At 36.1% G+C, this 25,031-nt stretch carries 24 protein-coding genes and 1 riboswitch; of the genes, 1 reads left to right on the top strand and 23 read right to left on the bottom strand.

From position 1 onward, the window contains the following. Nucleotides 1-433: 433 nt before the first annotated feature. The 6 genes from serS to GSM_RS05580 form a co-directional block, all read right to left on the bottom strand. Nucleotides 434-1,702: a serine--tRNA ligase gene (gene serS, locus GSM_RS05550; protein ID WP_010077885.1), complete on the bottom strand. Its 1,269-nt coding sequence runs from the start codon at nucleotides 1,700-1,702 to the stop codon at nucleotides 434-436. Nucleotides 1,703-1,998: 296 nt separating this feature from the next. Further along, a complete protein-coding gene (locus GSM_RS05560) occupies nucleotides 1,999-3,462 on the bottom strand; it encodes an amino acid permease (protein ID WP_003689172.1) in 1,464 nt (487 codons plus the stop codon). A gap of 141 nt (nucleotides 3,463-3,603) precedes the next feature. Then, a riboswitch (Lysine riboswitch) is annotated at nucleotides 3,604-3,781 on the bottom strand. A 74-nt stretch (nucleotides 3,782-3,855) separates the two neighbouring features. Beyond that, nucleotides 3,856-5,538, bottom strand: coding sequence for an acetolactate synthase AlsS (gene alsS, locus GSM_RS05565; RefSeq protein ID WP_003689173.1), 1,683 nt, complete (start codon nucleotides 5,536-5,538; stop codon nucleotides 3,856-3,858). 249 nt (nucleotides 5,539-5,787) lie between these two features. Continuing rightward, a complete protein-coding gene (locus tag GSM_RS05570) occupies nucleotides 5,788-6,306 on the bottom strand; it encodes an Rrf2 family transcriptional regulator (RefSeq protein ID WP_003689176.1) in 519 nt (172 codons plus the stop codon). Further along, on the bottom strand, nucleotides 6,284-6,838 hold the full coding sequence (locus GSM_RS05575; protein ID WP_003689178.1) for a GNAT family N-acetyltransferase: 555 nt from the start codon (nucleotides 6,836-6,838) through the stop codon (nucleotides 6,284-6,286). Before GSM_RS05575 ends, GSM_RS05570 begins: the two co-directional genes overlap by 23 nt. A gap of 31 nt (nucleotides 6,839-6,869) precedes the next feature. After that, nucleotides 6,870-7,541: a zinc-ribbon domain-containing protein gene (locus tag GSM_RS05580; RefSeq protein WP_010077886.1), complete on the bottom strand. Its 672-nt coding sequence runs from the start codon at nucleotides 7,539-7,541 to the stop codon at nucleotides 6,870-6,872. Nucleotides 7,542-8,033: 492 nt separating this feature from the next. Here GSM_RS05580 and GSM_RS14025 point away from each other — a divergent pair, with 492 nt between their 5' ends. Further along, entirely contained in the window at nucleotides 8,034-8,909 is an 876-nt protein-coding gene (locus GSM_RS14025; protein WP_152134788.1) for an LCP family protein, read from the top strand. A 170-nt stretch (nucleotides 8,910-9,079) separates the two neighbouring features. Here the strand turns inward: GSM_RS14025 and GSM_RS05595 are convergent, their stop codons facing one another. The 17 genes from GSM_RS05595 to GSM_RS05675 all read right to left on the bottom strand — a co-directional run bounded on the left by GSM_RS05595 (nucleotide 9,080) and on the right by GSM_RS05675 (nucleotide 24,910). Continuing rightward, a complete protein-coding gene (locus tag GSM_RS05595; protein ID WP_003689184.1) occupies nucleotides 9,080-9,736 on the bottom strand; it encodes an ABC transporter ATP-binding protein in 657 nt (218 codons plus the stop codon). Between the two features lie 10 nt (nucleotides 9,737-9,746). Continuing rightward, nucleotides 9,747-11,177 (bottom strand): ABC transporter permease, encoded by a 1,431-nt coding sequence (locus GSM_RS05600; protein WP_003689186.1) that lies wholly within the window; start codon nucleotides 11,175-11,177, stop codon nucleotides 9,747-9,749. Between the two features lie 395 nt (nucleotides 11,178-11,572). Next, entirely contained in the window at nucleotides 11,573-12,007 is a 435-nt protein-coding gene (locus tag GSM_RS05605; RefSeq protein ID WP_003689189.1) for a threonine/serine exporter family protein, read from the bottom strand. Nucleotides 12,008-12,019: 12 nt separating this feature from the next. Then, the gene (locus tag GSM_RS05610) at nucleotides 12,020-12,727 is read right to left on the bottom strand and encodes a threonine/serine exporter family protein (RefSeq protein ID WP_050901462.1); all 708 of its coding nucleotides are present in this window, start codon (nucleotides 12,725-12,727) and stop codon (nucleotides 12,020-12,022) included. An 89-nt stretch (nucleotides 12,728-12,816) separates the two neighbouring features. After that, entirely contained in the window at nucleotides 12,817-13,986 is a 1,170-nt protein-coding gene (locus tag GSM_RS05615) for an MDR family MFS transporter (protein WP_003689191.1), read from the bottom strand. Between the two features lie 66 nt (nucleotides 13,987-14,052). Beyond that, nucleotides 14,053-14,253, bottom strand: a complete 201-nt coding sequence (locus tag GSM_RS05620) for a cold-shock protein (protein WP_003689193.1) — start codon at nucleotides 14,251-14,253, stop codon at nucleotides 14,053-14,055. A gap of 163 nt (nucleotides 14,254-14,416) precedes the next feature. Then, a complete protein-coding gene (locus tag GSM_RS05625; protein ID WP_003689195.1) occupies nucleotides 14,417-15,064 on the bottom strand; it encodes a metal-dependent transcriptional regulator in 648 nt (215 codons plus the stop codon). A gap of 112 nt (nucleotides 15,065-15,176) precedes the next feature. Further along, nucleotides 15,177-16,046 (bottom strand): RluA family pseudouridine synthase, encoded by an 870-nt coding sequence (locus tag GSM_RS05630; RefSeq protein WP_003689197.1) that lies wholly within the window; start codon nucleotides 16,044-16,046, stop codon nucleotides 15,177-15,179. Between the two features lie 11 nt (nucleotides 16,047-16,057). Then, nucleotides 16,058-16,936, bottom strand: coding sequence for a hypothetical protein (locus GSM_RS05635; RefSeq protein WP_003689199.1), 879 nt, complete (start codon nucleotides 16,934-16,936; stop codon nucleotides 16,058-16,060). 74 nt (nucleotides 16,937-17,010) lie between these two features. Next, nucleotides 17,011-17,802, bottom strand: coding sequence for a hypothetical protein (locus GSM_RS05640; RefSeq protein ID WP_003689201.1), 792 nt, complete (start codon nucleotides 17,800-17,802; stop codon nucleotides 17,011-17,013). Further along, nucleotides 17,799-18,665, bottom strand: a complete 867-nt coding sequence (locus GSM_RS05645; protein ID WP_003689204.1) for an ATP-binding cassette domain-containing protein — start codon at nucleotides 18,663-18,665, stop codon at nucleotides 17,799-17,801. The genes GSM_RS05640 and GSM_RS05645 overlap by 4 nt, the downstream gene beginning before the upstream one ends. Nucleotides 18,666-18,670: 5 nt before the next feature. After that, nucleotides 18,671-19,033, bottom strand: coding sequence for a GntR family transcriptional regulator (locus tag GSM_RS05650; protein WP_029327373.1), 363 nt, complete (start codon nucleotides 19,031-19,033; stop codon nucleotides 18,671-18,673). Nucleotides 19,034-19,093: 60 nt separating this feature from the next. Next, a complete protein-coding gene (locus tag GSM_RS05655) occupies nucleotides 19,094-20,887 on the bottom strand; it encodes an FtsX-like permease family protein (protein WP_003689209.1) in 1,794 nt (597 codons plus the stop codon). Nucleotides 20,888-20,904: 17 nt separating this feature from the next. Then, nucleotides 20,905-21,663, bottom strand: a complete 759-nt coding sequence (locus GSM_RS05660; RefSeq protein WP_003689210.1) for an ABC transporter ATP-binding protein — start codon at nucleotides 21,661-21,663, stop codon at nucleotides 20,905-20,907. Between the two features lie 182 nt (nucleotides 21,664-21,845). Continuing rightward, on the bottom strand, nucleotides 21,846-23,066 hold the full coding sequence (locus tag GSM_RS05665) for an ABC transporter permease (protein WP_003689211.1): 1,221 nt from the start codon (nucleotides 23,064-23,066) through the stop codon (nucleotides 21,846-21,848). A gap of 1 nt (nucleotide 23,067) precedes the next feature. Continuing rightward, nucleotides 23,068-23,955: an ABC transporter ATP-binding protein gene (locus GSM_RS05670; RefSeq protein WP_003689212.1), complete on the bottom strand. Its 888-nt coding sequence runs from the start codon at nucleotides 23,953-23,955 to the stop codon at nucleotides 23,068-23,070. Nucleotides 23,956-24,019: 64 nt separating this feature from the next. Then, nucleotides 24,020-24,910, bottom strand: a complete 891-nt coding sequence (locus tag GSM_RS05675) for a LysR family transcriptional regulator (protein ID WP_003689213.1) — start codon at nucleotides 24,908-24,910, stop codon at nucleotides 24,020-24,022. Nucleotides 24,911-25,031: the final 121 nt, after the last annotated feature.

The following is a 25,031-nucleotide window of genomic DNA, read 5'->3' on the forward strand; positions in this document are numbered from 1 at the left end:
TTTAGACATGACACAAGAAATTATTATACACATTATTCATTAAAATGTCAACATGTTTTTAACTTAAATTGAACTTCAAAATTAATAATTTATTAAAATAACCTCACTATGTACATCCTTATCAAGGATAAAAAGACAAGCAATCTCCTTGACAACAATGAATATCATACCAACTATTTTATATTGCGTCAACAACTTTTTTTATTTTTATTCTCAACACTTTATATTACCAAATGACCTGAATCTTCTATCATCGGTAAAACCCTCCACATCAAAAAGGAGTCAGGCCAAAAGATAGCTTTTGACCTAACTCCACTGTTTTATTTAGATAGATATGTTCCATAAGTAAAGGTGTTCTGCCTAATCTCAAATTTTACTAGCCTAAGTCACACTCTATACTAGTTTAGTTTGGACAACAAATTTCAAATTATGTCTACTTAATAACCTCTAGTCCATTCATATATGGGCGAAGCACTTCTGGTACAGTAACTGTGCCATCCTCATTTTGGCAATTCTCTATGATTGCCGCCACTGTCCTCCCAACAGCAAGTCCCGAGCCATTCAAGGTATGCACAAATTTCAGCTTCCCATCTTCATCACGATACTGAATATGTGCCCTTCGTGCCTGAAAGTCTTCACAATTAGAACAGCTTGAAATTTCACGATATACATGCTGTGAAGGCATCCAAACTTCAACATCATGAGTCATGGCTGCTGAAAAGCCCATATCACCAGTCGAAAGTGTAATTACATGATATGGAAGTCCCAACTTATCAAGAATATTACCAGCATTTAGAGTCATTTTCTCTAATTCATCATAGGAGTTCTCCGGTTTACAATACTTAACCATTTCAACTTTGTTAAATTGATGCAGTCTTATCAGTCCTCTCGTATCCCGGCCAGCACTACCGGCTTCTGATCTGAAGGATGGTGATAGTGCAGTAAAATATACTGGTAAATCTTCATCTGGAATAACTTCATCACGATAATAATTTGTCAAAGGTACTTCGGCAGTAGGAATTAAAGTTAAATCCTGTCCTTCAATCTGGAAAACATCTTCTTTGAATTTAGGAAATTGCCCTGTGCCAAACATTGAAGCGCCATTCACCATATAAGGTGGTAATACTTCTGTATAGCCTTCCTTCGCATGCTCATCCAGCATAAAGTTGTAAATAGCGCGTTCTAGCCTGGCACCCCATCCCTTGTAGTATAAGAAACGACTACCCGAAACTTTCGCCCCACGTTCAAAATCTAAAATTCCAAGGTTCTCTCCTATATTCCAATGCGCCTTTGGTTCAAAATCAAACTTACGAGGAGTTCCAACAACTTTAATTTCTACATTTGCTGCTTCATCTGGTCCAACAGGAATCGTCGGGTTTGGTAAATTGGGTAGTCTCGCTGCCATATCAAGAACTTTGTCATTCACCACATTAAGCTGCTCATCAAGTTGTTTTATCTCATTACCGACCTCTTTCATTTCAGCAATAGCTACCCCTGCATCTTCCTTATTTCTCTTTGCCTGAGCAATTGCCTGTGATACTTCATTTCTTTTTTGTTTCAGTGTTTCTGTCTTAACGACCAATCCACGGCGGATCTTATCTTGTTCAAGCAAGTCATCAATTGTTTCAGGTTTAACATTGCGTGTTGCCAGTCTTGTTTTGACTTCATCTTCATTAAGACGAATCATCTTGATATCTAACATTTGTGCTCTCCTCCAATTTTTAAATAAAAAAGCCTTCTCATCCCATAATTGGGACGAAAAGACTTCATTCGCGGTACCACCCAAGTTCGATTTCAATAAAATCGCACTCAACTAAAATAACGGTTTCCCGTGCAGCATTACCTGCCCACATAACGAACGCTGGAATTTCGACTTCATGATTCTCACCAACCATCATGTCTCTGAAAGTCTACTTATAGGCGTACTCAAATGTTTTCTGATATTCTGATATATTATCTGTAAATAATAGTAATGGTTTTTCAATAGAATTGCAACTATTATTCAACTTTTTTACTTGCAATATCATGTGGCGTCAAATCAACTTCCTGTAGCGGAATCATTTTTGTGTGATACTTGATCTTATAATAGAAAAATAGAATCAAAAATAACGGAATACTCATATAACTAACACCGATTGCTTGCCAATCCCAGTTAGCGAATGACTTTAAATCCTGCCCGATTATCACCAGGACACACAAAACGAAAGAAAGTAAGGGTCCAAACGGAAACCACTTTGCACGATATCTCAAATTATCCAATGACATACCTTGCACCTTAAAAGCTTTTCTAAAACGATAATGTGAGATCGCAATCCCAAGCCAAGCGATAAATCCCGTTAGCCCGCTTGCACTTAGCAAAAACGAATATATTCTAGTACCATACACACTTGCAAAAAAGGTCAGCAATCCAACTGCAGTTGTTCCCAACAATGCATAGAAGGGAACTCCTCGTGTATTTAATTTATTAAATATCCGTGGGGCATTACCATGATGTGCTAATGAAAAAAGCATCCTTGTAGAAGCGTACATACCCGAATTTGCAGCAGAAATCACTGAAGTAAGGATTACCGCATTCATTACGCTTGCAGCAGAAGCTAATCCTGCCCGCTTAAAAACAAGTGTAAATGGACTAATCGTAATATCACTTGCACTTGAGCCTAATAAGTTAGAACTTGTATATGGTATCAAACAAGCAATTACAAAAATAGAAAGAATATAGAATAATAGAATTCTCCAAAATACTTGTTTAATCGCCTTAGGGATACTCTTTTCAGGTGTAGCAGATTCACCGGCCGTAATCCCAATTAGTTCTGTTCCTTGAAATGAAAAACCTGCTACTACAAAGACACTTAATAAGGTTGGGATTCCTCCAACAAATGGTGCTTTATGATAGACAAAATTTTCAAGTCCTACAGCATGACCGCCCATAATGCCAATTATCGTCAAAAAACCAACTACTAAGAAAATAATAACTGTAACTACCTTAATCAGTGACATCCAATACTCAGCCTCTCCAAATGACAAAACTGAAAAAGCATTAATGGCAAATATAATTAACAAAGCAACCATACTGAATATCCATGTAGGAATATGGGGAAACCAAAATTTCATCACTAAGGCAACTGTACTGACATCAACCGCCAGAGTGATTGCCCAATTGAACCAATAATTCCATCCCATTGCAAAGCCAAATGCAGGGTCGACAAATCTACTGGAATATGTTGCAAATGACCCTGTGACCGGCAAGTATGTTGCCATCTCACCTAGGCTTGTCATCAAAAAATAGACCATCACGCCTATACCTATGTAGGCTGCTAAAGCCCCACCAGGTCCTGCGGTACTAATTGCAGAACCACTTGCAACAAACAGACCAGTTCCAATACTTCCACCAAGGGCAATCATCGACAAATGTCTTGTCTTCAGCGTACGACTAACTTTTCTCGTAACTTTTTTTGCTTCCATTCTTCCTCCTAAATTTTCAAGAGGCAACCAAGCATGTGCTCCAGTCAACTAGCTTTTTAAACATAAATACAACATAAATAAAAAAGTCTTACCGCTAACAGCAGCAAGACTTTTATAATTCATAAGTGTCAATAAAAAGTCATACTCGATAGCTCTCCGCACAAATCTGCACGACAGTTCCCAACCTCTTAAGCTGAATCCCAACAACTAGCTGTTAAAGCAACTAATCATTTCGGCAAAATCTCCTTTCACTGCAGCTCATCAATGCTTCACCATCTCACTGCAGTTACTGATATCATTTGCAACCTCTTTTCGATATGACTCAATTATACGCCGTCCCAAATAAAAGACAACACCTATTAAAAATAAGTGTTGCCCTTTCTAAACTAATAATTAATGAATTTGATCCTCTAAAATTTGTGTACCTAATTCGTGATTAAAGCTGTAGTCAACTGGAATATCGACTACAACTGGGCCCTTTGTTGCAAACGCCTTATCTAGAACTGCTTTGAGTTCACTTGCCCTTGTAACTTTCATCCCGGTAGCACCAAAGCTCTCAGCATACTTGGCAAAATCGACCGGACCAAATTTTACACCGGCATCTTGCCCATACTTAAGCTCTTCTTGGAATTTAACCATATCGAAATTACCATCGTTCCAAATAATGTGCACAATATTTAAGTTAAGACGGACAGCCGTTTCCAAGTCTTGACTGGAAAATAAGAAACCACCATCACCAGAAACTGAAACAATTTGCGTATTTGGTCGAACTAAAGCTGCTGCAATTGCCCATGGCAAAGCAACACCTAGCGTCTGCATACCGTTACTGAATAATAAATGACGAGGAGCATAACTTCTAAAGTGACGCGCCATCCAAATATAGAAACTACCTACATCAACAGTTACTGTCATATCATCGGTTATATGCCTTTGCATCTCACGGATGACACTTAATGGATGATTTAAAATTTGATCATTTTTAATTGCTGGAGCTTCATCGCGTTCTTCAAGCTTAACATGCAAATCTGCCAAGTATTTGCGTGATGTTTCAGGAACCTTATAACCTTTCATGTACGGTAACAAGAAATCTAATGTCTGCTCAATATTACCAATCAACTCACGTTCAGGCTGGAAATTCTTATCTATTTGAGATTCGATTGTATCAATAACTACAATGTTTGCATCCCCAGTAGCATTCCAGTTTCTCGGTTCATATTCAATTGGATCGTAACCAATTGCAACAACTAAATCACTCTTTTTAAGTAAACGATCACCTGGCTGGTTGCGGAATAACCCAACGCGACCAAAGAAATCATTCTCCATATCACGAGGAATTATTCCTGCTCCTTGGAATGTTTCAACAACTGGCAAGTGCGTCTCTGCAATCAATGCTCGAATTGCCTTTGTTGCCTCTGGAGACGACGCACGCATCCCAACAAGCAAAACAGGCATTTGAGCCGCCTTGATCCTTTGTGCAAGCAATGTAGACTCAACTGGACTCGCTGGTCCTAACTTGGGTGCAATCAACGGTTTGATTACCTTTGTATTCACTTCAGAGTCAACAACATCTTGAGGTACAGAAACGAATCCTGCTCCCTGTTTTCCTGCCTCTGCTTCACGATAAGCATTAGCAACAACTTCAGAAATATTGTCAGGATCTTGCACTTCAGCACTATATTTTGTAATTGGTGCAAACAAAGCTGCATTGTCCATACTTTGATGTGTTAAGCGAAGTAAATCAGTTCTTTGAACCTGTCCTGAAATAGCCAAAACAGGATCTCCTTCAGCTGTTGCAGTAACAAGACCAGTTGCAAGGTTACTTGCGCCAGGCCCTGAAGTCGTCAATACGACACCTGGTTTACCAGTAATACGGCCAATACCTGCAGCCATAAATGCGGCATTTTGCTCATGACGAGTTAAAATTAGTTTTGGTGCTCTTGAATTAGTTGGATGTTCAAGTCTTTCAAACACACGGTCAATTTTTGCACCAGGGATACCAAATACATATTCAACATCATGATTTGTAAGACTGTCAATTAATGCATCGGCACCATAATATTTTTCCTTGTCTTCCATTGTAGTAAAACTCCTTCTCAATCAAATCATATTGACTTGTCTACATCACTAGTAAATGATGCTTGTAAATTCAAGAATTATGATAGCATTAGGGGCAGTTAAATACTAGTTTGTTTTTTTCTTGTGAATAAAATAATTATTATTTATGTAAGCAATTACTTGTACTTATGGAATTATATAGCTTAAAAAAATATGCTTTGTTAAAAATGTAACTTTGAAAAAAGCCGCACACTACTCTACCCTTTTATCTCAATATTTAATATCCTTCAACAGATCCCCCAGTTCTTGATTCTTTGTCACATCAGGATCATTCCAATCGACAAGCTTAAATTGTCGATTATCAAAAGTCTCTATGATTATATCGTAAACCGTTTTTTCACTTAAATATTCACACCATCGTTTATCTGCTTCTTGAAAAATTTCATCAATCACATGTGTCGCCTCATGTGATATTGGCAAGAAGTCCTTAAAAACCAAGTCAAGAAAGCCTAATTCAGGATATGTTTTTATGTTTCCCTCAGTCGCATTCACAATTTGGAGCAAAGTTATCTCTTTTGGATCCTTTGCCAAAGAAAATCCACCACTATTGCCAGAAACGGATGTTATTAAACCTGCAACTACTAATTTACGCATTATTTTTTGCAAATAAGTTTGCGAACCCTTTATCCTTTCGTGAATCATCTGCGATGACAGTGGTATATCTCTTTTTTGAGTTGCTAAAAGTGCAATAATACATGCTGCCTGCTCAAAGCCCTTGGTTAACTGCATATTCAACTTCTCCTTTTCTTAATATTTTTTCATAAGCTATTACTTTATTATTCATTAGTTGTATATCAAAATATGGAACATCAATGATTGAAGAGACTGAAAATCCTACCTTTTCCAGCACACGCTGTGATGCAATATTTCGGTTAGTGACGTACGCCTCAATTACATCTATCCCCATTTTGTTATTCTTTATCCATTCAACCAGTAATATCAAAGCTTCAGACATATAACCCTTATTCCAATACTTATTATTGAGAGCATACCCTATCGCCACTCGTTTTTCAGTTTGTTTCGCAAAATCAAGTCCCTGTTCATATAAACAAACATTTCCAATAACTTTACCAGTTTTCAGAATTATTACCCAAGCTAGGTCATTATCAAGCTCAGCGTAGAAATCCTTAGCTGCCGAATAATTATCGCTTTGAATAAAGCCAGCTGCTTGAGCGACCTCTTTTTGAGAGCTGTACTCATATAAATCATCAACATCACCAAGTTGAACATGTCTTAATAGTATTTTATTTCCACTGATCATCACTAATTCTCCGATACTGGATATAGTTTATCTACTGCTTCTTATTGAAAGTATAACTCATATCACGCTTTGATTGGGGTAAAATTAATAGTAACAGTAACAAAAAGTCTCCAAACCCAAACAAAAATTTCATAAGTATCAAAATTCCTGGTAAACTGCAGTCATGAAGGCGCCTTATTTGAGCAGTTGTAATTGAAATATAAATCAAAGTCATCCACAGGCTTATTGCGATTCGTTCTGTCAAATCTACAACGGCAGGATTAATTTCATTCACAATTACAAGTACTTCCCCCAACGCCAAACCAAATATCAACGACAGTGCAAATATGCCCGCAATTGACCACCAAAAGTCAGCTCTTCCCATTCTTTTTTGCAATACAAACATATCTTTAATCATTAATTTCGTAGAAACAAAAATTCCAGGTTTTTCATTTTCATTCTGTAATAATTTTTTCTCCTTTGTCTCATCCGGATTCGGCTGTATTTCTTCTTCTGCTGCTTTTTCTGAAAAGTTTTTTACATCAATAAAAGCTTGATCTTTCCCACAATATACACAATAATTCGCATTAACTGGTATATCTTTTTTACAAAATTTACATTTTTTTGCTTCAAAGCCGGCTTCAAAAATTGCCTGTTTTGTTCCACAATGATTGCAATAATGTTCATTTTCCTCAATACTGTATCCGCAACTTTGACATTTCATTAATTAAACCACCTTGTCCCTTCTTTGGTATACACATCAATCAATTCAATTGTTTCACCATTTTTAATTTTACTACAGTTTTTATTTCTTATATTTTTAAATATTAACAAAAGTATTACCTTCATACCAAATCTTACCAAACATACATCATTTACACATGCTTTCCAATCAAAAAGTTGTTTTTAACTTGATCTCAGCACATACCTATTTGCAACTGTTTCGTATTTGTATCAATATAAGCTACTTTCTTATTATTTTTTTAATTGGTCATAACTATTATTCTCTGTTAAAATTATAACTGTTAATTCATCAGAGGAGATGAAATATTGTGGTCAAAGAGCCAGAATTAAAGCGCTCAGAATTAAACAAAAGGAAAAAAAAGTTATTAAACCACTGAAACACAAATATTTCACGGCATTTCTATTTGTCTTCGTTGTGCTACTTGGAATTTTCTTTCTGTACCTAGGTCATCTCTATAAAGATGCCCAAGAAATGACGACCAAAATATACAGTTCAAGCAAGATAACAAAAGCTCGCAATACTCAAAATTTATTAAAAGAAGGTAAACCTATTTCCATTCTACTGATGGGAACAGATACCGGGGCTGTCGGCCGAAGTTTCAAGGGTCGGACTGACACCATGATTGTCCTAACATTAAATCCGCAAAAAAAGAAAATGACAATTGTTAGCCTTCCACGCGATGCCCTTGTTGCAGTAACTGGATATAAACAATATTATCCCAGTAAGTTAAATTCAGCGTATGATTATGGCGGATCTGGTACCGCAATCAAAACCGTTCAAAATTATTTAAATATCCCAATTGACTTTTATGCAACAATTAACATGGGTGGGCTTGAAAACATGGTCAACGCTGTTGGCGGCATTACTGTCAAGCCTCTCTTGACTTTTTCATATGATGGACATTCATTCGTTAAAAATAAAAAAACGCATATGAATGGCAGTGCAGCTCTTGCATACGTTAGAATGCGTCATTCTGATCCATTAGGAGATTATGGTCGGCAACAAAGACAGCGCCAGGTCCTAACAAAAGTTGCTCAGAATGGGACAAAATTAAAATCTCTCTTGAAAGAGCGTTTCTTCAAAGAAATTCAGAAACAGCTGAAAACAGATATTACATTTAACGACATGATAATGCTGGCACTTAAATATCGCGTTGCGACACGTAATATGACTTCAGATCACTTGCAAGGCGAGGCTGATTTGGTATCAGGCATATCCTTTGAAGCAGTTCCAGAAACTGAAAAACAACGAATTACAAACTTGATTCGTTCTTCACTTAATCTTGAAACTGCAACAACTGGTAATACTTTACTAAATTCAAGTAGCATAAATACGACTGAAAAATAACATACTGCTGTATATAAAAGGGACCGAATCAAAAGCCAAATTTTGATCCAGTCCCTTTATTTATTTCATATAAGCGTGTCCCATGACTCACAATTATCCGTTTAGTTTAAACTAGTACTCAAGTTTTATCACCTTATATCACACTTTATTTTTAATCCTGTACTCTAACTCTAAACCTGTTCGAATTTCTTTTGGCGAAGTTCAATGATCGAATCACACTTTTGAGCAACATCAAATTCATGAGTTACGATTACCACACATTTATTTTGTTCATGTGCAATTTGTTTAAACAACTCAAGTACGTCATTTGTACTGCTTTCATCAAGATTACCCGTTGGTTCATCAGCCACTACGAATCTTGAATCACAACACATCGTACGTGCAATTGCCACTCTTTGCTGCTGCCCACCAGATAATTTCGTTACCTTTCTTTTTGCATTATCTTCATCAATGCCAATCTTATCAAGTAAGGACAAAGCATACCTTTTATCACCTGTATGCTTGGCACCAGTAATTGCCATTGCACACAATAAATTATCAAGCGCAGACATGTATGTTAATAGATTGTATGATTGAAATACCATCGAGACACATTTTTTTCGATAGTTCATCAAACCAATCTTCTTAAGTTCTTCGCCTTCAAATTCAACTGTACCGCTTTTGGGAGTGTCAAGTCCAGCAATCAATGACAAGAACGTCGTTTTACCAGAACCGCTCTTTCCGATTATCGCATACAGCTTTCCAGCATCAAACTGTAAATTAATATCTTCAAAGAGCTTTTCATCAGCATTGTCATACCAATATGTCAGATTTTTTGTTGTAATCATATTCTGCCTCCTATAATATCAAAATTTTCTTCGGTTCTAATCGTAAAACATTAACGGTTCCTGCTAAAATGGCAATCAGGATAATTATCAATCCGAAACCAAACAATTCAATTATTGACATCATATCGACTGATACTTCTAAGTTAGATAAGCTGCTCTGTTGATTTCCGACACTCTGACTTTGTTGTGTAGCACCTCCACCACTTGGCATTCCGCCTTGGGTTGGTGCGCCACCTTGGCCTTGACCACTACTAACGGTCATCGTGCTTGTCGTAGAAGTTGTAGATTGTGAGACGAGTTCCTTAGACATGTAGTTTCCAACAAATCCTCCACCAATTACTGCAATAATTGTCGAGAATATTAAGACGACAAACATTTCTGTAAAGAATTGGGAAATAACCTTCCATCTTTTCTCACCCATTGAAAGCAAAACTCCAATTTCGTATCTTCTTTCCCGAATCATTAAAATAACAATCAATGCAAGGATAATTGTTCCAGCAATACTTACTAGCCATACAATCTTATTGGCAAATGATTTAACATTGTTCAGCGGTGTCAACAACGATTGATAAGTGCTGTCATCAGTCGTCAATGAGAACTTACTTGTGCTAATCAATTTCTTAGCTTGTTTAATGAATGTACTTGCCTTTGCAGGATTATTCATTGTAAACGTTACTGATTCTGCTTTACCAGTTGTTCCCTCAACTTTATTGACGTATTGCGCCGACGTGTAGATTGTGTTGCCTGGATCAGATTGTCCCATTCCGCCTGTGCTTGCAGTATTAGACGCTTTATATATCCCAACAATCTTCAAAGTACGAACCTTATCGTTCGTATCTTTAACTTTAATCGTTGAGCCAACTTTTAAGCTATTGTCCTTTGCCAATTCCTTTTCAATGACAACATTATTAGTATCAGCATCGCTGGCTGTTAATCCACGTCCAGAAACCAACTTGGCACTGCTGCTTGATAGAATAGTAGAAGTACTTGAAACTCCAGAAAGTGTAATGTCACCTTGACTAGAGCTTTGCGACTTACTGCTTCCACCCATTGATGGTCCTTGATTGCTTGAAGATGTAGATGTCGTTATTGCAGTAAATGATTTTGCATTTACAGTTGTGCTATTTGTGACATTATAGCTTTTAACATAACTAGACTTAGCTATCTTTTTAGCTGTAGCAATGCTGACGCTTGGTAAACTCAAAGTTGTCGGCTTAGACTTACTCTTTCTAGTTTTCTTAAAGGCTTGTTCTCTGTTAGCGGTCAATGTAACCGTGGCATTTGAACTTTCTTTAGCTGTTGCGATTGCGCTCTTTGCCGCGTTTTGAATAATGATTCCAGATAGTACAAATAATAATATTGCTGACATCACTAAGAGAAGTAATATCGATCTGCCTTTTTTCTCTTTAATGTTGAGAAAAGCTCTTTTGATAAAATTCATTCTTTCGCCTCCATGTTTAAAGTGCCATGACACAACTTTTTTTGGTAACTTCCTCCATTTTTGTTTTATGCCTTACCTAGTTGTTTTAGAGATTGTCCTTCTGCACTTCATTAATGTTAATTGGAAGTTGTGAATAATTTTAGAATATTTCCCGACAAAAGATTCCATTAAATTTGTTAATATCGTGAACTTCCTTTTCCAAATAAAAAAGGGAGTGTGACATAAGTTGGTAAGCTTTGAATACTAATACGAAATTACGAACATAAGTATATACTTTGTTACGGGTAATCCGCGGTTAGACTGAAAGTTTCAACTTATGGAACACGTGTATACAAGACAAATAGGGGGCTGGGTCAAAATATACCTTTTGATCCAACCCCCCTGTAAATTGATATTTAATGTTTTACAGTAATTCTAAAGTATGTTCTGGCTGCCAATTCTGAAATGAAAAATCCCATAGCAATAGCGCCGGCTATCATTGCAACTTGTACCAAATTACTAATTGCTGCCAAGTCATTTCCAACGGCAAAATTGCGCACAGCCTTGTATGCCTGTCCCCCAGGGACCAGCGGAACAAGGCTTGGAATATTGAACAAAATCATTGGCATCTTTAATTTGCGAGCCATAAAGATTGAACTAAGCCCTATCGCTAAAGCAGCTACCGCATTAGCCAGCATTGTACCCCCGTTAGCCATCTTAATCACCAGATAGGTCACCCAGCCTAATACACCTACCCAACCACAAGAATTAAGTGCTCTATGTGGAATATTAACAATAATGCCAAAACCAATTGTTGCTAAGTAACTGCAAATTATCTGTATTATCATCATATCGTACTCTCCTCATAAGAAGCGGAAAACAAAAGCAATCCCCATGCCGATTGCACAGGCACTCAAAAGCGCCTCCATCGCACGGGCCATTCCACTAAGAAAATGCCCAGCAAATACATCACGAACTGCATTAGTGATTGGTACTCCAGGTACCAGTGGCATTACACCACCAATAGTAATCATTCCAATCTGTGCCCCTAACTGTAGTCGCACAAATAAAACAGCTATAACTCCTATGAGAAAAGACGCCAAAAATTCACTAACAAACCTGATTTTAAGTCGGTTATTAATTAAATAATAACAGCTGTATCCAACTCCCCCTGCAAAGGCCGTCGCAATTATATCATGCCAAGATCCGCCATACATTATCATCAGAGTTACACTCACAATCACAGCGGCTATCAGCTGTAACCAAAAAGAAAAAAAAGGTGTTGAGATATTTAGTTTTACCAAGTTGTTGCGAAATTCGTTCAACGAAATTTGTCCGTCCTGAAAAGCTCTCGAATTCTGATTAACGAGGGAAACTTTCTCTAAATCAATCGTCCTCTTTTGGATAGGTTCGACCTGCGCAGCGGCTTGCTCTGGAATTGACATTAAAATTCCAGTGGTTGTTTCAAAAATTTTAGGATTATCAATTCCTGCATTACGTGCAATTCGTGTTAGCGTATCATCGACCCTAGCCATATCTGCACCATTTTCAATCATGATCTTTCCTGCCATTAAAATTGTTTCAATAATAAGATCGTTTTTAGTCACAAACTTCACAACCTTTTTGGGAGAATTATCTAATACAATTATAAAAATTGCAATTATTTTTTTAAATTAAAATAAGTAATTATTAGACTGATGATTGTAAATACCAACACCAAAAAAACTATTGTTTCAAACAATAATTCGTATGAAAACATTTCAACTATCACACCGCCTAATAAGGGCCCGACTGCATGACCAATTGAAGCCGCAATACTGACAAATCCTTGATATTTTCCTCTTTCAGAATTACTACTCAGCTTTGCGACAATTGCTGGGATAACTGGGAATGCAATTACCTCACCAAATGTTACTATTATCATTGAAATCATAAAATGTAAATAATCTTTCGCAAAAATCAAAGATGCAAAAGCAGCCACAAACATTACATAGCCTAAATATACTTTTTTGAAATCATTTATTCTATATTTTTTATCAAGAAAACTGATAATCGGCTGTCCAATTACCACAATTACCCCATTAACTGTCCATAAATAACTATATTTATTTAATCCAATTCCTAGTGATTGCATGTAAACAGACAGGTTTGACTGCCACTGTGCATATCCCATCTGAATCATTAAATACGTTAGTAATATTCCGCTGATAATAAGAATACTCCTAGTTGCTGTTTTTTGAGACACTTTTCCTTTAGCTGGGTTCTCGCCCTTCTCAATCCTGGTATTTTCAAACACATATTTTGTCAGAGCAATTACAAAAAAAGCTATGTACAATAAAAGTGTTACGACGAAAATATATCTAATGTTTAATTTGACGACGAAACCCACGATCAATGTTCCTAAGACAACCCCAATATTTGCCATAAAATACATCATGTTGAACACATAACTTGCTTCATGATTCTTAATAGAAGCAGCTAAAGCATTAATAATCGTGTTTGCAATTGCTCCGGCGAAACCATTAACAATCAATAGTATTGGATATGCCGGCCATTTATTGAAAAAAACCAATAACAGCAATGCAACAATCGAAACCATAATTGAAAATAGCATCCAAAGGCGACCATGGCCTTGGTCATATATGTACCCGCCAATATAGCTTCCACCAATCATAATTAGTGACTCTATAAATAAAACCATCCCCGCAAGTGCTAAGGATTTTCCCAGATAGTCGTGCATATATACAGTTGTGAGCGGCCAAATGAAACTTGTTCCAGTACTTGAGATCAAGTTCCCTATTAGCAGCCATCTTAATTTTAAACTTTTCATCTCTCTCCTAACAAAAAAAACCGAAGCGAGACAGCTGTCTCACTCCGGTTGCTTTTCGACTTTAAATTAGTCTTTTGTAACGTTAACTGCTTGTGGTCCGCGGTCGCTTTCTTCAACATCGAAAGTAACATGTTGGCCTTCATCTAAAGTTTTGAAACCGTCGCCTTGGATAGCTGAAAAATGAACGAATACATCGCTACCGTCTTCGCGAGTAATAAAACCAAAACCTTTGTCTGCATTAAACCACTTTACTGTACCTTGTTCCATGAATAAACTCCTCCTTGTGCCTATCAGGCACTATCTAATAATAGTTGTAATTCTTGATCGGCACAAATGGGGAAAGTTATTTGAAACATTCTAACCACGGTAACCTATACAAAAATACATCCTTAGTATATCATGTCATCTAAAAAAAGATAGTGCCGTATCACTATTTTACAAAAATATAGTGTGCCGCTTTAAAACTAACACTCATTTCTTGGCCTGTTTCTGTAATCATAATCTTAATTGGCCCTTCAAAAGGAGAATGTCCTATTATTTTTAGCTCATCACCAATTTGCAGCTCAATGTCATCTAAGTAAGTCAATAAATCATGATTATCAATGAAGCGTTCGATTTTCACTACTTCCCCATCTTTTGCTTCAGCCAAAACGTTGTGGCCATCTTCTTTATAATCACCATTTTTGTTTGGAATCACCCCGCCATGAGGACAATGTGTCGGATGATTTAAGAAAGCATCTAAATGTTCCATTAAGTTCTCACTGGCAATATGCTCAAGTACTTCAGCATCAGTATGAACATCCTGTAATTTGTAGCCTAATGCAGACACCAAAAATGTCTCCCATAAGCGATGTCTTCGGACTAATCCTTCTGCAACTTTAATACCCTCTTTAGTTAAAGAAATTCCTGCGTAAGGTGTGTGTACAGCCAAGCCATCTTTAACTAATTTTGCCACCATTTCAGTGACAGACCCAGCCGCAACACTCAGGCTTAATGAAATCTGCTTGTTTGAGACCTTTTTCTGGGTCCCACCCAATTCAAAAATGATTTTTAAATAGTCTTCTTTTTTTGGTGTCAAACAGTTCCACTCCTTTAGCACCCTCATAATTATGTTAATACATTCACACTACATTATAGCAAAAAAAAATCACCCTGCCAAAATAATATAAATACTCTTTTATCAAAGTACACTATTTTTTCAAAACTTGCAGCATGTCTTCGGGCAAGTCACACTCAACTTCAATATATTTTTGTGTAAATGGATCTAAAAATTTTAATTTAAATGCATGCAATGCCTGTCTCGTCATTCTATCTAGATTACCAGCATACAATTTATCTCCGAGTAAGGGGTGACCAATTGAGTCAAAGTGCACTCTAATCTGATGAGTTCTCCCTGTGTGAAGCTTAACCATTACTAATGAATTATCACCGATACGGTTCTTTACCCAATATTCGGTAATAGCTTTTTTTCCCCCAGACATAACTTCTCTGCGTATGTTGGAATCCTTTCTTCCAATCGGTTTATTAATAATTGCATGTCCTGATAACAAATTACCCTCGACAATTGCTAAATAATACTTCTCAAAGTCTTTACGATCAATCTTATCAATCATTCCTTGGGCGACTTTATTCTTAGCAATTAAAACAATCCCGCTCGTAAAACGATCGAGCCTTGTAATAATATGCGGTACTAGATCATCCGAACCAGATTCAACTAAATAGCCTTTTACGTAATTAACAAGTGTCGTTTCTCGATTACTCGGCCCAGGAACAGTTGTCATTCCAGCTATCTTATCAACAATCAGCCAATTCTTGTCCTCATATAATATCGTAAGTTTACCCTGAGCTGCCACTATATCATCATTATTTTCATTTGGTAGCTTTAGGGTTACCGCTTGATTGCAAGCTACCATTGTTGTTAGCTTGCAAGGCTTCGTACCAACTATTACTTCGCCTCCACCGCGCCTTATTTGGTTCAAAAGACGTTGGCTTAATCCGTTAGCTAGTAACAATTTCTTGACAGTTTGTTTAATTTCGCTATTTGTCCATGTATATTCCATTAACTAAATTCCTATCTTATTATCCTTCTCAGTAATCCCAAAATAAAGAGCACTGCACCAATCCCAATCAGCAACAACCCATAGCTTTGAACTTGATCAAATGTAATTTGTAATAATGTTCCAATCAACCCACTAGCTTGGTCTGCCATACTTGCAATTTTATTTGGAATCTCTGAATTTCCAATTAAAAAAGCAGTTGCTGCCAGGAAAATACCACTCCATATAGCCGAAATTCCCCAATAATACACAATCCTAAAAATATTTCGATCATGAATTATTAATAATAACGATAGAACAATAAATGAAATAATTCCAATGATGAATATCAGGTTATTTGTCTTTTTAACATTTGCAATCACCTTTGCCAGTTTTGCCGCCGGCGTTGCACTTATTTTGCTGGTAATATAAGAACTCATTTCACTCAAAAATGTATTCTGGGCAGACTGATAAATAGCACTATCGGTAGAAATACCAGCACTTTCAGCTTTTTTTGTAAGATTTTGCTCAATTTGTTTCTTAATCAATGTACTATCAATTATTTCGCTTTTCCCAGCATAAATATTACGTGTAACACTTGCTAAATCTGTCTTAACCTGACTCTTGGTAACTAGGTTAGATGTTAAGGAAGACGGAATGTTATTTTGAGATGCCAAAGTGGCCACAACACTATTTAGAGTAGCTGTAGCCTGCTTGACGTAAACTGTTTTAGTAACCTCCGAAACAGCTACCTTGACATTCAATATTGTATTTTTCAGTGCATATGTACCAGCACTCATCATCAATGCTATACCGATAAAAAATACTAAGTACCGGCTTACGCCTTTTCCTGGTTCATTTGTGTATCGTTCTTTTCCAGTACGTCTGTACGTTTGTCCTGGTTCAATCACCATAAAACACCAACCTTTTAAAGTTATCTAAAGTTCCACTATTAGTATAACCCAAAAAATCAGATTAAAAACAACATCTACTCATTCTTAATCTTAAAGCGTTTCATTACAGCATAACTTCCAAGTAGACAGACTACACCCGTTAGTATTGCCACAACAAATGGCATAGCCGGATTCCATTTCCCCACCTGTATATTGGCCCCACCATACCCGATAGTAAAATGGAGAAAAGAATCAGCATTTTTGATAGCATTTCGCATGTGGTCATTTTGTGTGGCCATCGAAATCCAATTAATAAAGACCACACCCATTACAAAAAGTCCAATAAAGATATACACTTTGGCCTTTTTAGTGAATAAACTAAAAATACTACCTACCATGATTGCTCCGAGCATTACAACCGATGTTGAAATTAGGATAAAACATAATCCCATAAAAGAATTCATTGCCGTACTACCAAAATACTTGCCATATACCTGCATGTACAGAGAATTTTCCTGCCATGAATGGTGTGTATATGGATTTAAAAGTGCTACAACAATTGCGATTAACTGTCCCAAAATACTAATAGCTAAAAAAGAAAGTATTCTTGCTTTCCAAAATGTCTTGCGTGATATTCCATTTTGAATTAATAGTTTGAAATCATTGTAAGAAAAAAGTGCAATTCCTGAAATAAGAATGGCAAGAATTGGACCTACTTCAGTATTTTTTAAAGCACTGTTGACAGAAAGATTTTCAACTTCAAATCCATTAAATACCCAGGGGAAGAATAGTGACGAAAAGACTAACCAGACTAACATGTAGCCAAGTTTTCTAAGTGTATTCTTAAAAAAATAATTGGTAACACTAATTTCTTTTTTTGTCATCATTTCTTAGTCTCCTCCATATTAGTAAGATTAACGAAGAGTTTTTGCAAATCCATCCGCTCAACAGAAACAGTATCTGGCAAAATCCGATTATCATCCAAATTACCATAAACATAATTTCCATGAATGCTTCCAAGATTCTCTTTACCTATTATATTGAGGCCACGACAATAATCATCAACATCTTTTTGCGGTCCAGCTATCAAATATGCCTTCTTTAATACATCTTCGACATCACCATCAATCACAATCTCGCCATGACAAAGAATAAAGACATGCTCGAGTATATTTGTGATTTCTTCAATGAGATGCGTTGATATTATAAACGTTTTTTGCGTTTTGACATAATTATCAAGCAGTTCACGATAGAACAATTCACGATGGTTAGCATCCAATCCCAAGATCGGTTCATCTAAAAAAATGTATCTTGCAGGGACAGTCAAAGCAATGATTAACTTAAAAATGCTTCGATAACCTGTTGATAATTTACCAAATTTTTGTTTTACATCTAAACCAAACTTGTCAGCTAATTCATTAGCATAATCATAATTGAATGAACCATAAAAAAGTTCAGTCAATTTGAAAATTTTCTCAATCTTCGTTCCTTCAGGATAGAGATTACGTTCACTCATCAAATAAATTTGGCCTAGTGCCTCATCAAGGTCAAAAACACTTTTACCATCCAATAATACATTACCAGAATCTGAAAATATTCGATTGGCCATGATACTTAGTAAAGTACTTTTCCCAGCACCATTTCGTCCAAGAAGACCATATATCTTTCCAGGTTCCAATTCAAAATTGACGTCGGATAGGATTTTCTTTTTATTAAAACTTTTTTGAATATTCTTAACTTCAATTCCCATATCAATCAAAACCCCCGTTTGATTAAATCTAGTAGCTCTTCCTTTGATATCTGTAACCTTTTAGCTTCATCAACAACCTGAACAATTTCATCTTGGTAAAATAATTCTCGTCGTTTCCTTACAAGTTTTTCGTATGCACCTTGAGCAACAAACATCCCAATCCCGCGCTTTTTTTCAACCAAGCCGTCACTTACCAATAGATTAATTCCTTTAAGCACTGTTGCAGGATTGATATGAAAATCCCGCGAAATTTCAGTGGTCGAAGGAATCTGTTCTTCTTCGGCATAATTTTTAGTAAAAATAGCTTCCTCAATCTGACTGGCGACCTGCAAATAGATTGGTTCCGTGCTGTTAAAATTAAAATGCATCTTTTTCACCTCATCATCATCAACCGTAAACTCAAGGATACTAACTTTTGCCATTAATTGTCAAATCTTCCTTAGTACAATCCTTTGATACATGAAGAGCACTATGAAATAGTATAGCAGGTACAAAACAGCAAATATCATAAACGGCAGCCAAATACCATAGTATGGATTAATCAGTATTCCTTTAAACAAGTTCAAACCAATTAAGACGTGCACAACACCTACAATTGCCGGTAAAACAAACAATATTCCAATTTCCTTAGCAATTGCTCCTTGCAGTAACGACTTACGCACACCTAATTTAGCTAACATTGCATACCTTCTGACATCTTCAAATGCACCTGAGAGAATTTTAAACATCAAGCAGCTTGCTAACATTGCCAAAAAAGCAATTCCAAGGAAGATTCCCATAAACTCTAGTCCGGAATAAAGCGGCTTTACTACATAAATTTTTGCATCATAGTTTCCCTGAATCGCATCTGTCCTATCTTTCTGTTTACTTTTTGCATATTCAAGATTTGAAATTTGTGAAAGGATACTCTGTGAATCATGTGTATCTTTTGCTCTAAAGAATAAAGCAGTCTTTTTTTGCCCCTGAATTGCAGCAAATTTTTGTGCATCTACGAGCACGACTTGCTTGTTAGGCTGTATGCTCTCTGTAAACATCTGCAATGGATAGCTGTCTTTTTTGAGTTCAGCAATGCTTAACTTTGTATAGCTTGAAGTAAAACTTTTACTATCAAATTTAACAGTTTGGAATGGCTGGTTTTCAAACTGTGTTTCTTCGAAATAAACAGCATTTCCTGAAACTTTATATGAATAACTTGATTGTCGTTCAACATCTAATTTTTTTATTAAAGTCCGCTGTTTCGAAGTTGGCTGGAATAGGCCAAAGGTATATGCAGTTTGTGTTTCTGCCGTCTTGTCTGTAATATTATTGAAACCAATACCTGTTGTTATCGCACCAAGTGCCAGTGCCAATAGCATCGTAACTACTGTTAAAATTTTGGTATAGTCGTGTATTCGAAACTCTAGTTGCCCCAAAGTAAATCCATTTAAGTTTTTCTTTGCTAACTTTGTTTTACGTAACAAACTAATTCCAACTGTCACAATCGAATTGAAAACAAAAAATGTTCCAAAGGTGATTGTAAATAAACTAATTGGAATGGTTTTGACCCCATATTTAGCTGCATTTAGGATTACCCCATATCCAATCGTAAGCAAAATAATACCAATTAGAGCCTGGATAAACTGCATCCACATAGGAAGTTGTTTTTTTGCAGCTTTTTGCTGGCTCTTTAATAATTTGAGTGCAGGTTTCCTTGTCATTAAGAAAGTATTGTAGACTGCTGCCAAGAAGAATAGTCCAAGATAAAGAATGAAGGTCCAAAGAATCGCTTTCCACCAAATGGGTGCATAATATCTTGCAGTTAAGCCTAAAGACTTAATAACGATGTTTTGCATTCCTGTGCTCAATACAATGCCAACAATAACACCGACGACTGTCGATAAAAAACCAATCAGCATTGTTTCTATCCAAATTAGTTGTCCAATTTTCCCCTTGCGTGCTCCCAACATCATGAATAATCCATAATCTCTTTGCCGCATACTTAACAAGAAATTGTTCGCATAGTTAATATATACAAGTGTGATCAACGTTAATAAGACAGAACCAAAGGTAAATATATATCCTATTATGCTAACTATTGCACCATTTTCTTTCAAGTATCTTCCATTCGTAGAAAGTGTCTCAAACAAATAAAAAATGGAACTTGAAATTACCAATCCTGAAAAAAGTACTAAGTAATCTTTCCAACGATTTTTAATACCATTTACCGCTAACTTTTGTAGCATTAATTTTTCCCCCACTCTTATTGCTCAAATGTTCCTAAGAGATCTAGGACCTCTTGGTAAAAATTACTCCGATTTTGATTATCTTCTCTGATTAGTTCACGTTCAATTCTGCCATCTTTAATAAAAATTATTCTTTTGCAAAAGCTCGCTGAAAAGGCATCATGGGTAACCATCAAAATTGAAGTTCCCATATTTTTATTAACTTCTGACATAAGCTCCAATAATTCACGGGCGGATTTTGAATCAAGTGCTCCCGTTGGTTCATCACCAAATAAAATTGCTGGATTATGTACCAAGGCTCGCGCACACGCAACTCTTTGCTTTTGTCCACCGGAAAGTTCACTTGGATAATTTTTTAATAACTCAAAGATGCCAAGTTCACTAGCAACCTTTGTTATAATCGCATCAATCTTCTTAGCCGAGACTCCTTGCAAAGATAGCGGCAAGCCTATATTTTCTGCAGCAGTTAAATTCTCAAGAAGATTAAAGTCCTGAAAGATGAAACCGATTCTACTAGCACGAAAATCAGCAAGTGCATTTCCTTTTAACTTTGCTATTTCTTCGCCCTTTATCTTTACTGAACCACTAGTTGGCCTATCAAAAGTCGCAAGCATATTCAAAAGGGTTGTTTTTCCAGAACCAGAGGCTCCCATAATCCCCACAAATTCTCCATCTTTGACACTAAAATTAACTGCTTTTAATGCTTCATATTGTTTTTCATTCTTTTTACCGTATATTTTTCTCAGATTATTGACTTCGATAATTGTTTCTTGCATCCTTATCTCCTCCGTTTTTTGTTAATTGGTTAATTACTTACGCAACTAACCATATCACTAACAAGCTGTTGAGTCAATCACGAAAAAAACTTAAATCAGAAATTCTAAATTTTATTGTCAGAAACCAAAAAAGCAAGACATGTAAGTATGTCCTGCTTTTTATCGCAATAAATCTCAAATAATTATTTAATTTTACTTGCTCGCTTGAAACTGTTGATAATACCAACATCATCTGTCTGTAAAATTAATCCTGAATACAACCTGCCAACATACATTGCCAAGCCAAAAGTTGCTGTTAACAATATCAACAACGATGATCCCACTTGAATAAGACTAACATTACTGTATATCAAGCGCATTGGCATAAAGAATGATGAGATAAACGGAATAAAGGATGCAACTTTTACAATAACATTATTCGCATTTTGACCAAATACCAATGATCCGACAAATCCAACTAAGACAACATAAATCACTGGTTGAACTGCCTTTGAGGTATCTTCGGGACGAACAACAAGTGCCCCGCATAATGCTGCCAAAATTGTAAAAATGATTACACCCAACAAAACATAAATCAAATTAATCGATAACAGATTACTTACTACTTTACCAATCATTGTATTATATTCTGCAAACATTTTTTTTGAAGTTTCCAGTTTTGGTAAAATCAGATACATGGCTCCCCCACCAATCAGATAAATCAAAAGATGTGTTGCAATCACAGCAAAAGTTCCAAGGATTTTACCGTAAAAATACCTTTGGGCTGGCATGCTAGAAAACACCATTTCCATAATTTTTGTTCCCTTTTCCGATGCAATATCTTGTGCTACCGTTGTTGTATAAGTAATCAAGATAAAATACATTAAAAAAATAGTAATTGTGAACGAAATGGTTTTTATCGTTTCGTCCGACACTCCTTTTTTGGATACCTGCTGTTCTAGAATTGACTGTCTTGCAAGTGCTTTTAGTTGTCCTTGTGTCAGCTGTGCTTTTTGCACATTTAAGCTCTGCTGATTTGCCTGCAGTATTTGCTGAAAATTAGATTTTTGTGTAGTACTGAGCTTTTCTTTCCCAACATATCTAGCCACCAATTGACTATCATTTTGATTGACTACCAAATAACCCTTTATCTTTTCTTTCGTCAATGCATTTCGAGCACTCTTTTGCGAGTGATACTTAAGTGTTATCTCGTCCTTATCATACCTTAGCTGTTTAGCTATTTTCTTATTAGTTGAAACAATTGCAATCTGATCGCTGCTACTCTCGCCGAATGTACTACTTAAATAACCAAATCCAAATGAAATAAAGATAAATATAAAAGGTGATATTACGAGTAAAATAAAACTCCAGCTCTTAACTTGTCTTCTATATGTCTCCATAAGAACTAATAAAATCTGTTTCATCTCATTTACCCGCCTTCATTTTAAATATTTCATTCAACGTTGGCGGTTGCTGATCAAAGGTTTTTACATAATGTCCGCCCGTAACTTCATTAAATATTTCTTTACCGTATTTTTCATCTTCAATATCTAAGCGATACGTTCCAAATTTAGTTTTTTCCACAGCTGTCACATGGGCCAAGTTTTGGAGTTTTTCTTGTGTCATTTCAGTTTGTACAAAAATTCTGGTACTTCCGAAACTAAGACGTAGCGCTTGAATCTCACCATCTAAAACTACTTGTCCAGTGCTAATCATTACAAGTTTGTCACAAAGTTCCTCAACGTTAGTCATGTCGTGATCGGAAAAAATAATTGTTGCGCCTCGTTTCTTTTCAGCTAAAATGACTTCCTTTAATAAATCAGTATTAACAGGATCCAAACCGCTGAAGGGTTCATCCAAAATTATTAACATTGGCTGATGAATTAGCGTACATATTAATTGTATCTTTTGCTGATTTCCTTTAGATAGGCTCTTTATCTTATCATCTATTTTACCTTTAACCTCAAGCTTATCCATCCATTTGAGCAGTTCTTTTCGTGTGACTTTTGCAGCCATACCTTTCAAACTTGCCAGAAATCTGACTTGTTGAAAAACCGTCAATTTGGGCATTAGGCTTCTTTCTTCTGGTAAGTAACCTATACTTTTATATGTTTTATCCGTGATTTGATCATCCTCGAATACTATCGAACCGTCAGATTTAACAAAGTTCAAAATACTATGAAAAATTGTTGTTTTTCCTGCTCCGTTCTTACCAATCAATCCAGTAATCTCGCCCGATTCTGCAGAGAAACTAATATCTCTCAAGACCTGCTTGTTACCAAAACTCTTACTTAAATGAACTAATTTTAACATCCACTCTCCCCTTACCCCTAAATATTATGTATCTTTCACACTATACCAATAACTAGGCTTCTTTTCACTCGTTTTTAATAAGTGTTCCCCTAATGTTGTCTAGAATAGCCTGTTGCAATTTATTGAAAACATGTGACCGTCGATAAGCAATACTCGTTACAAACATGGGAACATCTGTATCCAGCAATTCAACTTTGACAATATCTTTACGTGTGGGGTTCACAACTGCTGTCAAGAAACCTATTCCAACTCCATCAGCAATCAGGTTCATCAAACTGTGTGTACCATTCGACCTGAAAACAATGTGCGGTCGAAAATGGTTACGTGCAGCAAGCAAATCAAATGCATGATTATGCACAAATCCATTTTTGAACAACACAAAATCTTCACCTCTTAGATCTTTGAACCATACCTTTCTCTTTTGCGCCAATGGATGGTTTCTAGCTACAAATATCTCAAAGGGTTGGCGATCAAACTCCTCTGTCATAATTAATTCATCACTTAATGGATCAATTGAGCCTAGCAATGCCATGTCAATTTCGCCATTTTGTAGTGCTTTCAAAGTTGTTCTTGAACCATATTCCATTGTCTGAATCTTGTCTAATAAACCAACTTTTTTTAAGTTTTTAGCAACTTTTGGAAAATAATTATTTTCAATAATAGGTGGTAGTCCCATTGACAACATTTTTAGCCGACTACTCGTAATTTCTTTTTGAGCCAAATTATAGTGAAGCAGCATTCTCTTAGCATGATTTAATAGCTGCGCACCACTATCAGTTATCAATAATCCTCCTTGGGCGCGGTGCCTGATAATTAAGCGCGAATTCACTTCTTCCTCCAATCTTTTTAGTGCAAAAGTAATTGTTGGTTGGCTAACCCCAAATTCTTGTGCAACTTTTGAAAAATTTTTAATTTCTGTCAGCCTTATAAAATATTCAAGATCCCTCGTATTCATAAAAAGCCCCTCCCTCCCTTGATAAAACAGCATTCTAAAACTCATTATAAGAAATTATTATTAAAAAAATATTTTTTGACTATAAAAAACCAATAGATCTATTCTATGTATATCTTAACAA

It is taken from the genome of Liquorilactobacillus mali KCTC 3596 = DSM 20444 (assembly GCF_000260415.1).
GTDB classification, from domain to species: domain Bacteria; phylum Bacillota; class Bacilli; order Lactobacillales; family Lactobacillaceae; genus Liquorilactobacillus; species Liquorilactobacillus mali.

Coding starts and splice junctions, on each gene's coding strand:
- GSM_RS05635 (WP_003689199.1), bottom strand. CDS start 16,936: ATGGTGATTGAACCAGGACAAACGTACAGACGTACTGGAAAAGAACGA.
- GSM_RS05665 (WP_003689211.1), bottom strand. CDS start 23,066: ATGAAACAGATTTTATTAGTTCTTATGGAGACATATAGAAGACAAGTT.
- GSM_RS05615 (WP_003689191.1), bottom strand. CDS start 13,986: ATGAAAAGTTTAAAATTAAGATGGCTGCTAATAGGGAACTTGATCTCA.
- GSM_RS14025 (WP_152134788.1), top strand. CDS start 8,034: ATGACGACCAAAATATACAGTTCAAGCAAGATAACAAAAGCTCGCAAT.
- alsS (WP_003689173.1), bottom strand. CDS start 5,538: ATGGAAGACAAGGAAAAATATTATGGTGCCGATGCATTAATTGACAGT.
- GSM_RS05560 (WP_003689172.1), bottom strand. CDS start 3,462: ATGGAAGCAAAAAAAGTTACGAGAAAAGTTAGTCGTACGCTGAAGACA.
- GSM_RS05645 (WP_003689204.1), bottom strand. CDS start 18,665: ATGGGAATTGAAGTTAAGAATATTCAAAAAAGTTTTAATAAAAAGAAA.
- GSM_RS05595 (WP_003689184.1), bottom strand. CDS start 9,736: ATGATTACAACAAAAAATCTGACATATTGGTATGACAATGCTGATGAA.
- serS (WP_010077885.1), bottom strand. CDS start 1,702: ATGTTAGATATCAAGATGATTCGTCTTAATGAAGATGAAGTCAAAACA.
- GSM_RS05640 (WP_003689201.1), bottom strand. CDS start 17,802: ATGATGACAAAAAAAGAAATTAGTGTTACCAATTATTTTTTTAAGAAT.
- GSM_RS05575 (WP_003689178.1), bottom strand. CDS start 6,838: ATGATCAGTGGAAATAAAATACTATTAAGACATGTTCAACTTGGTGAT.
- GSM_RS05600 (WP_003689186.1), bottom strand. CDS start 11,177: ATGAATTTTATCAAAAGAGCTTTTCTCAACATTAAAGAGAAAAAAGGC.
- GSM_RS05660 (WP_003689210.1), bottom strand. CDS start 21,663: ATGCAAGAAACAATTATCGAAGTCAATAATCTGAGAAAAATATACGGT.
- GSM_RS05620 (WP_003689193.1), bottom strand. CDS start 14,253: ATGGAACAAGGTACAGTAAAGTGGTTTAATGCAGACAAAGGTTTTGGT.
- GSM_RS05570 (WP_003689176.1), bottom strand. CDS start 6,306: ATGCAGTTAACCAAGGGCTTTGAGCAGGCAGCATGTATTATTGCACTT.
- GSM_RS05655 (WP_003689209.1), bottom strand. CDS start 20,887: ATGCTACAAAAGTTAGCGGTAAATGGTATTAAAAATCGTTGGAAAGAT.
- GSM_RS05670 (WP_003689212.1), bottom strand. CDS start 23,955: ATGTTAAAATTAGTTCATTTAAGTAAGAGTTTTGGTAACAAGCAGGTC.
- GSM_RS05610 (WP_050901462.1), bottom strand. CDS start 12,727: ATGGCAGGAAAGATCATGATTGAAAATGGTGCAGATATGGCTAGGGTC.
- GSM_RS05650 (WP_029327373.1), bottom strand. CDS start 19,033: ATGCATTTTAATTTTAACAGCACGGAACCAATCTATTTGCAGGTCGCC.
- GSM_RS05630 (WP_003689197.1), bottom strand. CDS start 16,046: ATGGAATATACATGGACAAATAGCGAAATTAAACAAACTGTCAAGAAA.
- GSM_RS05605 (WP_003689189.1), bottom strand. CDS start 12,007: ATGATGATAATACAGATAATTTGCAGTTACTTAGCAACAATTGGTTTT.
- GSM_RS05580 (WP_010077886.1), bottom strand. CDS start 7,541: ATGAAATGTCAAAGTTGCGGATACAGTATTGAGGAAAATGAACATTAT.
- GSM_RS05675 (WP_003689213.1), bottom strand. CDS start 24,910: ATGAATACGAGGGATCTTGAATATTTTATAAGGCTGACAGAAATTAAA.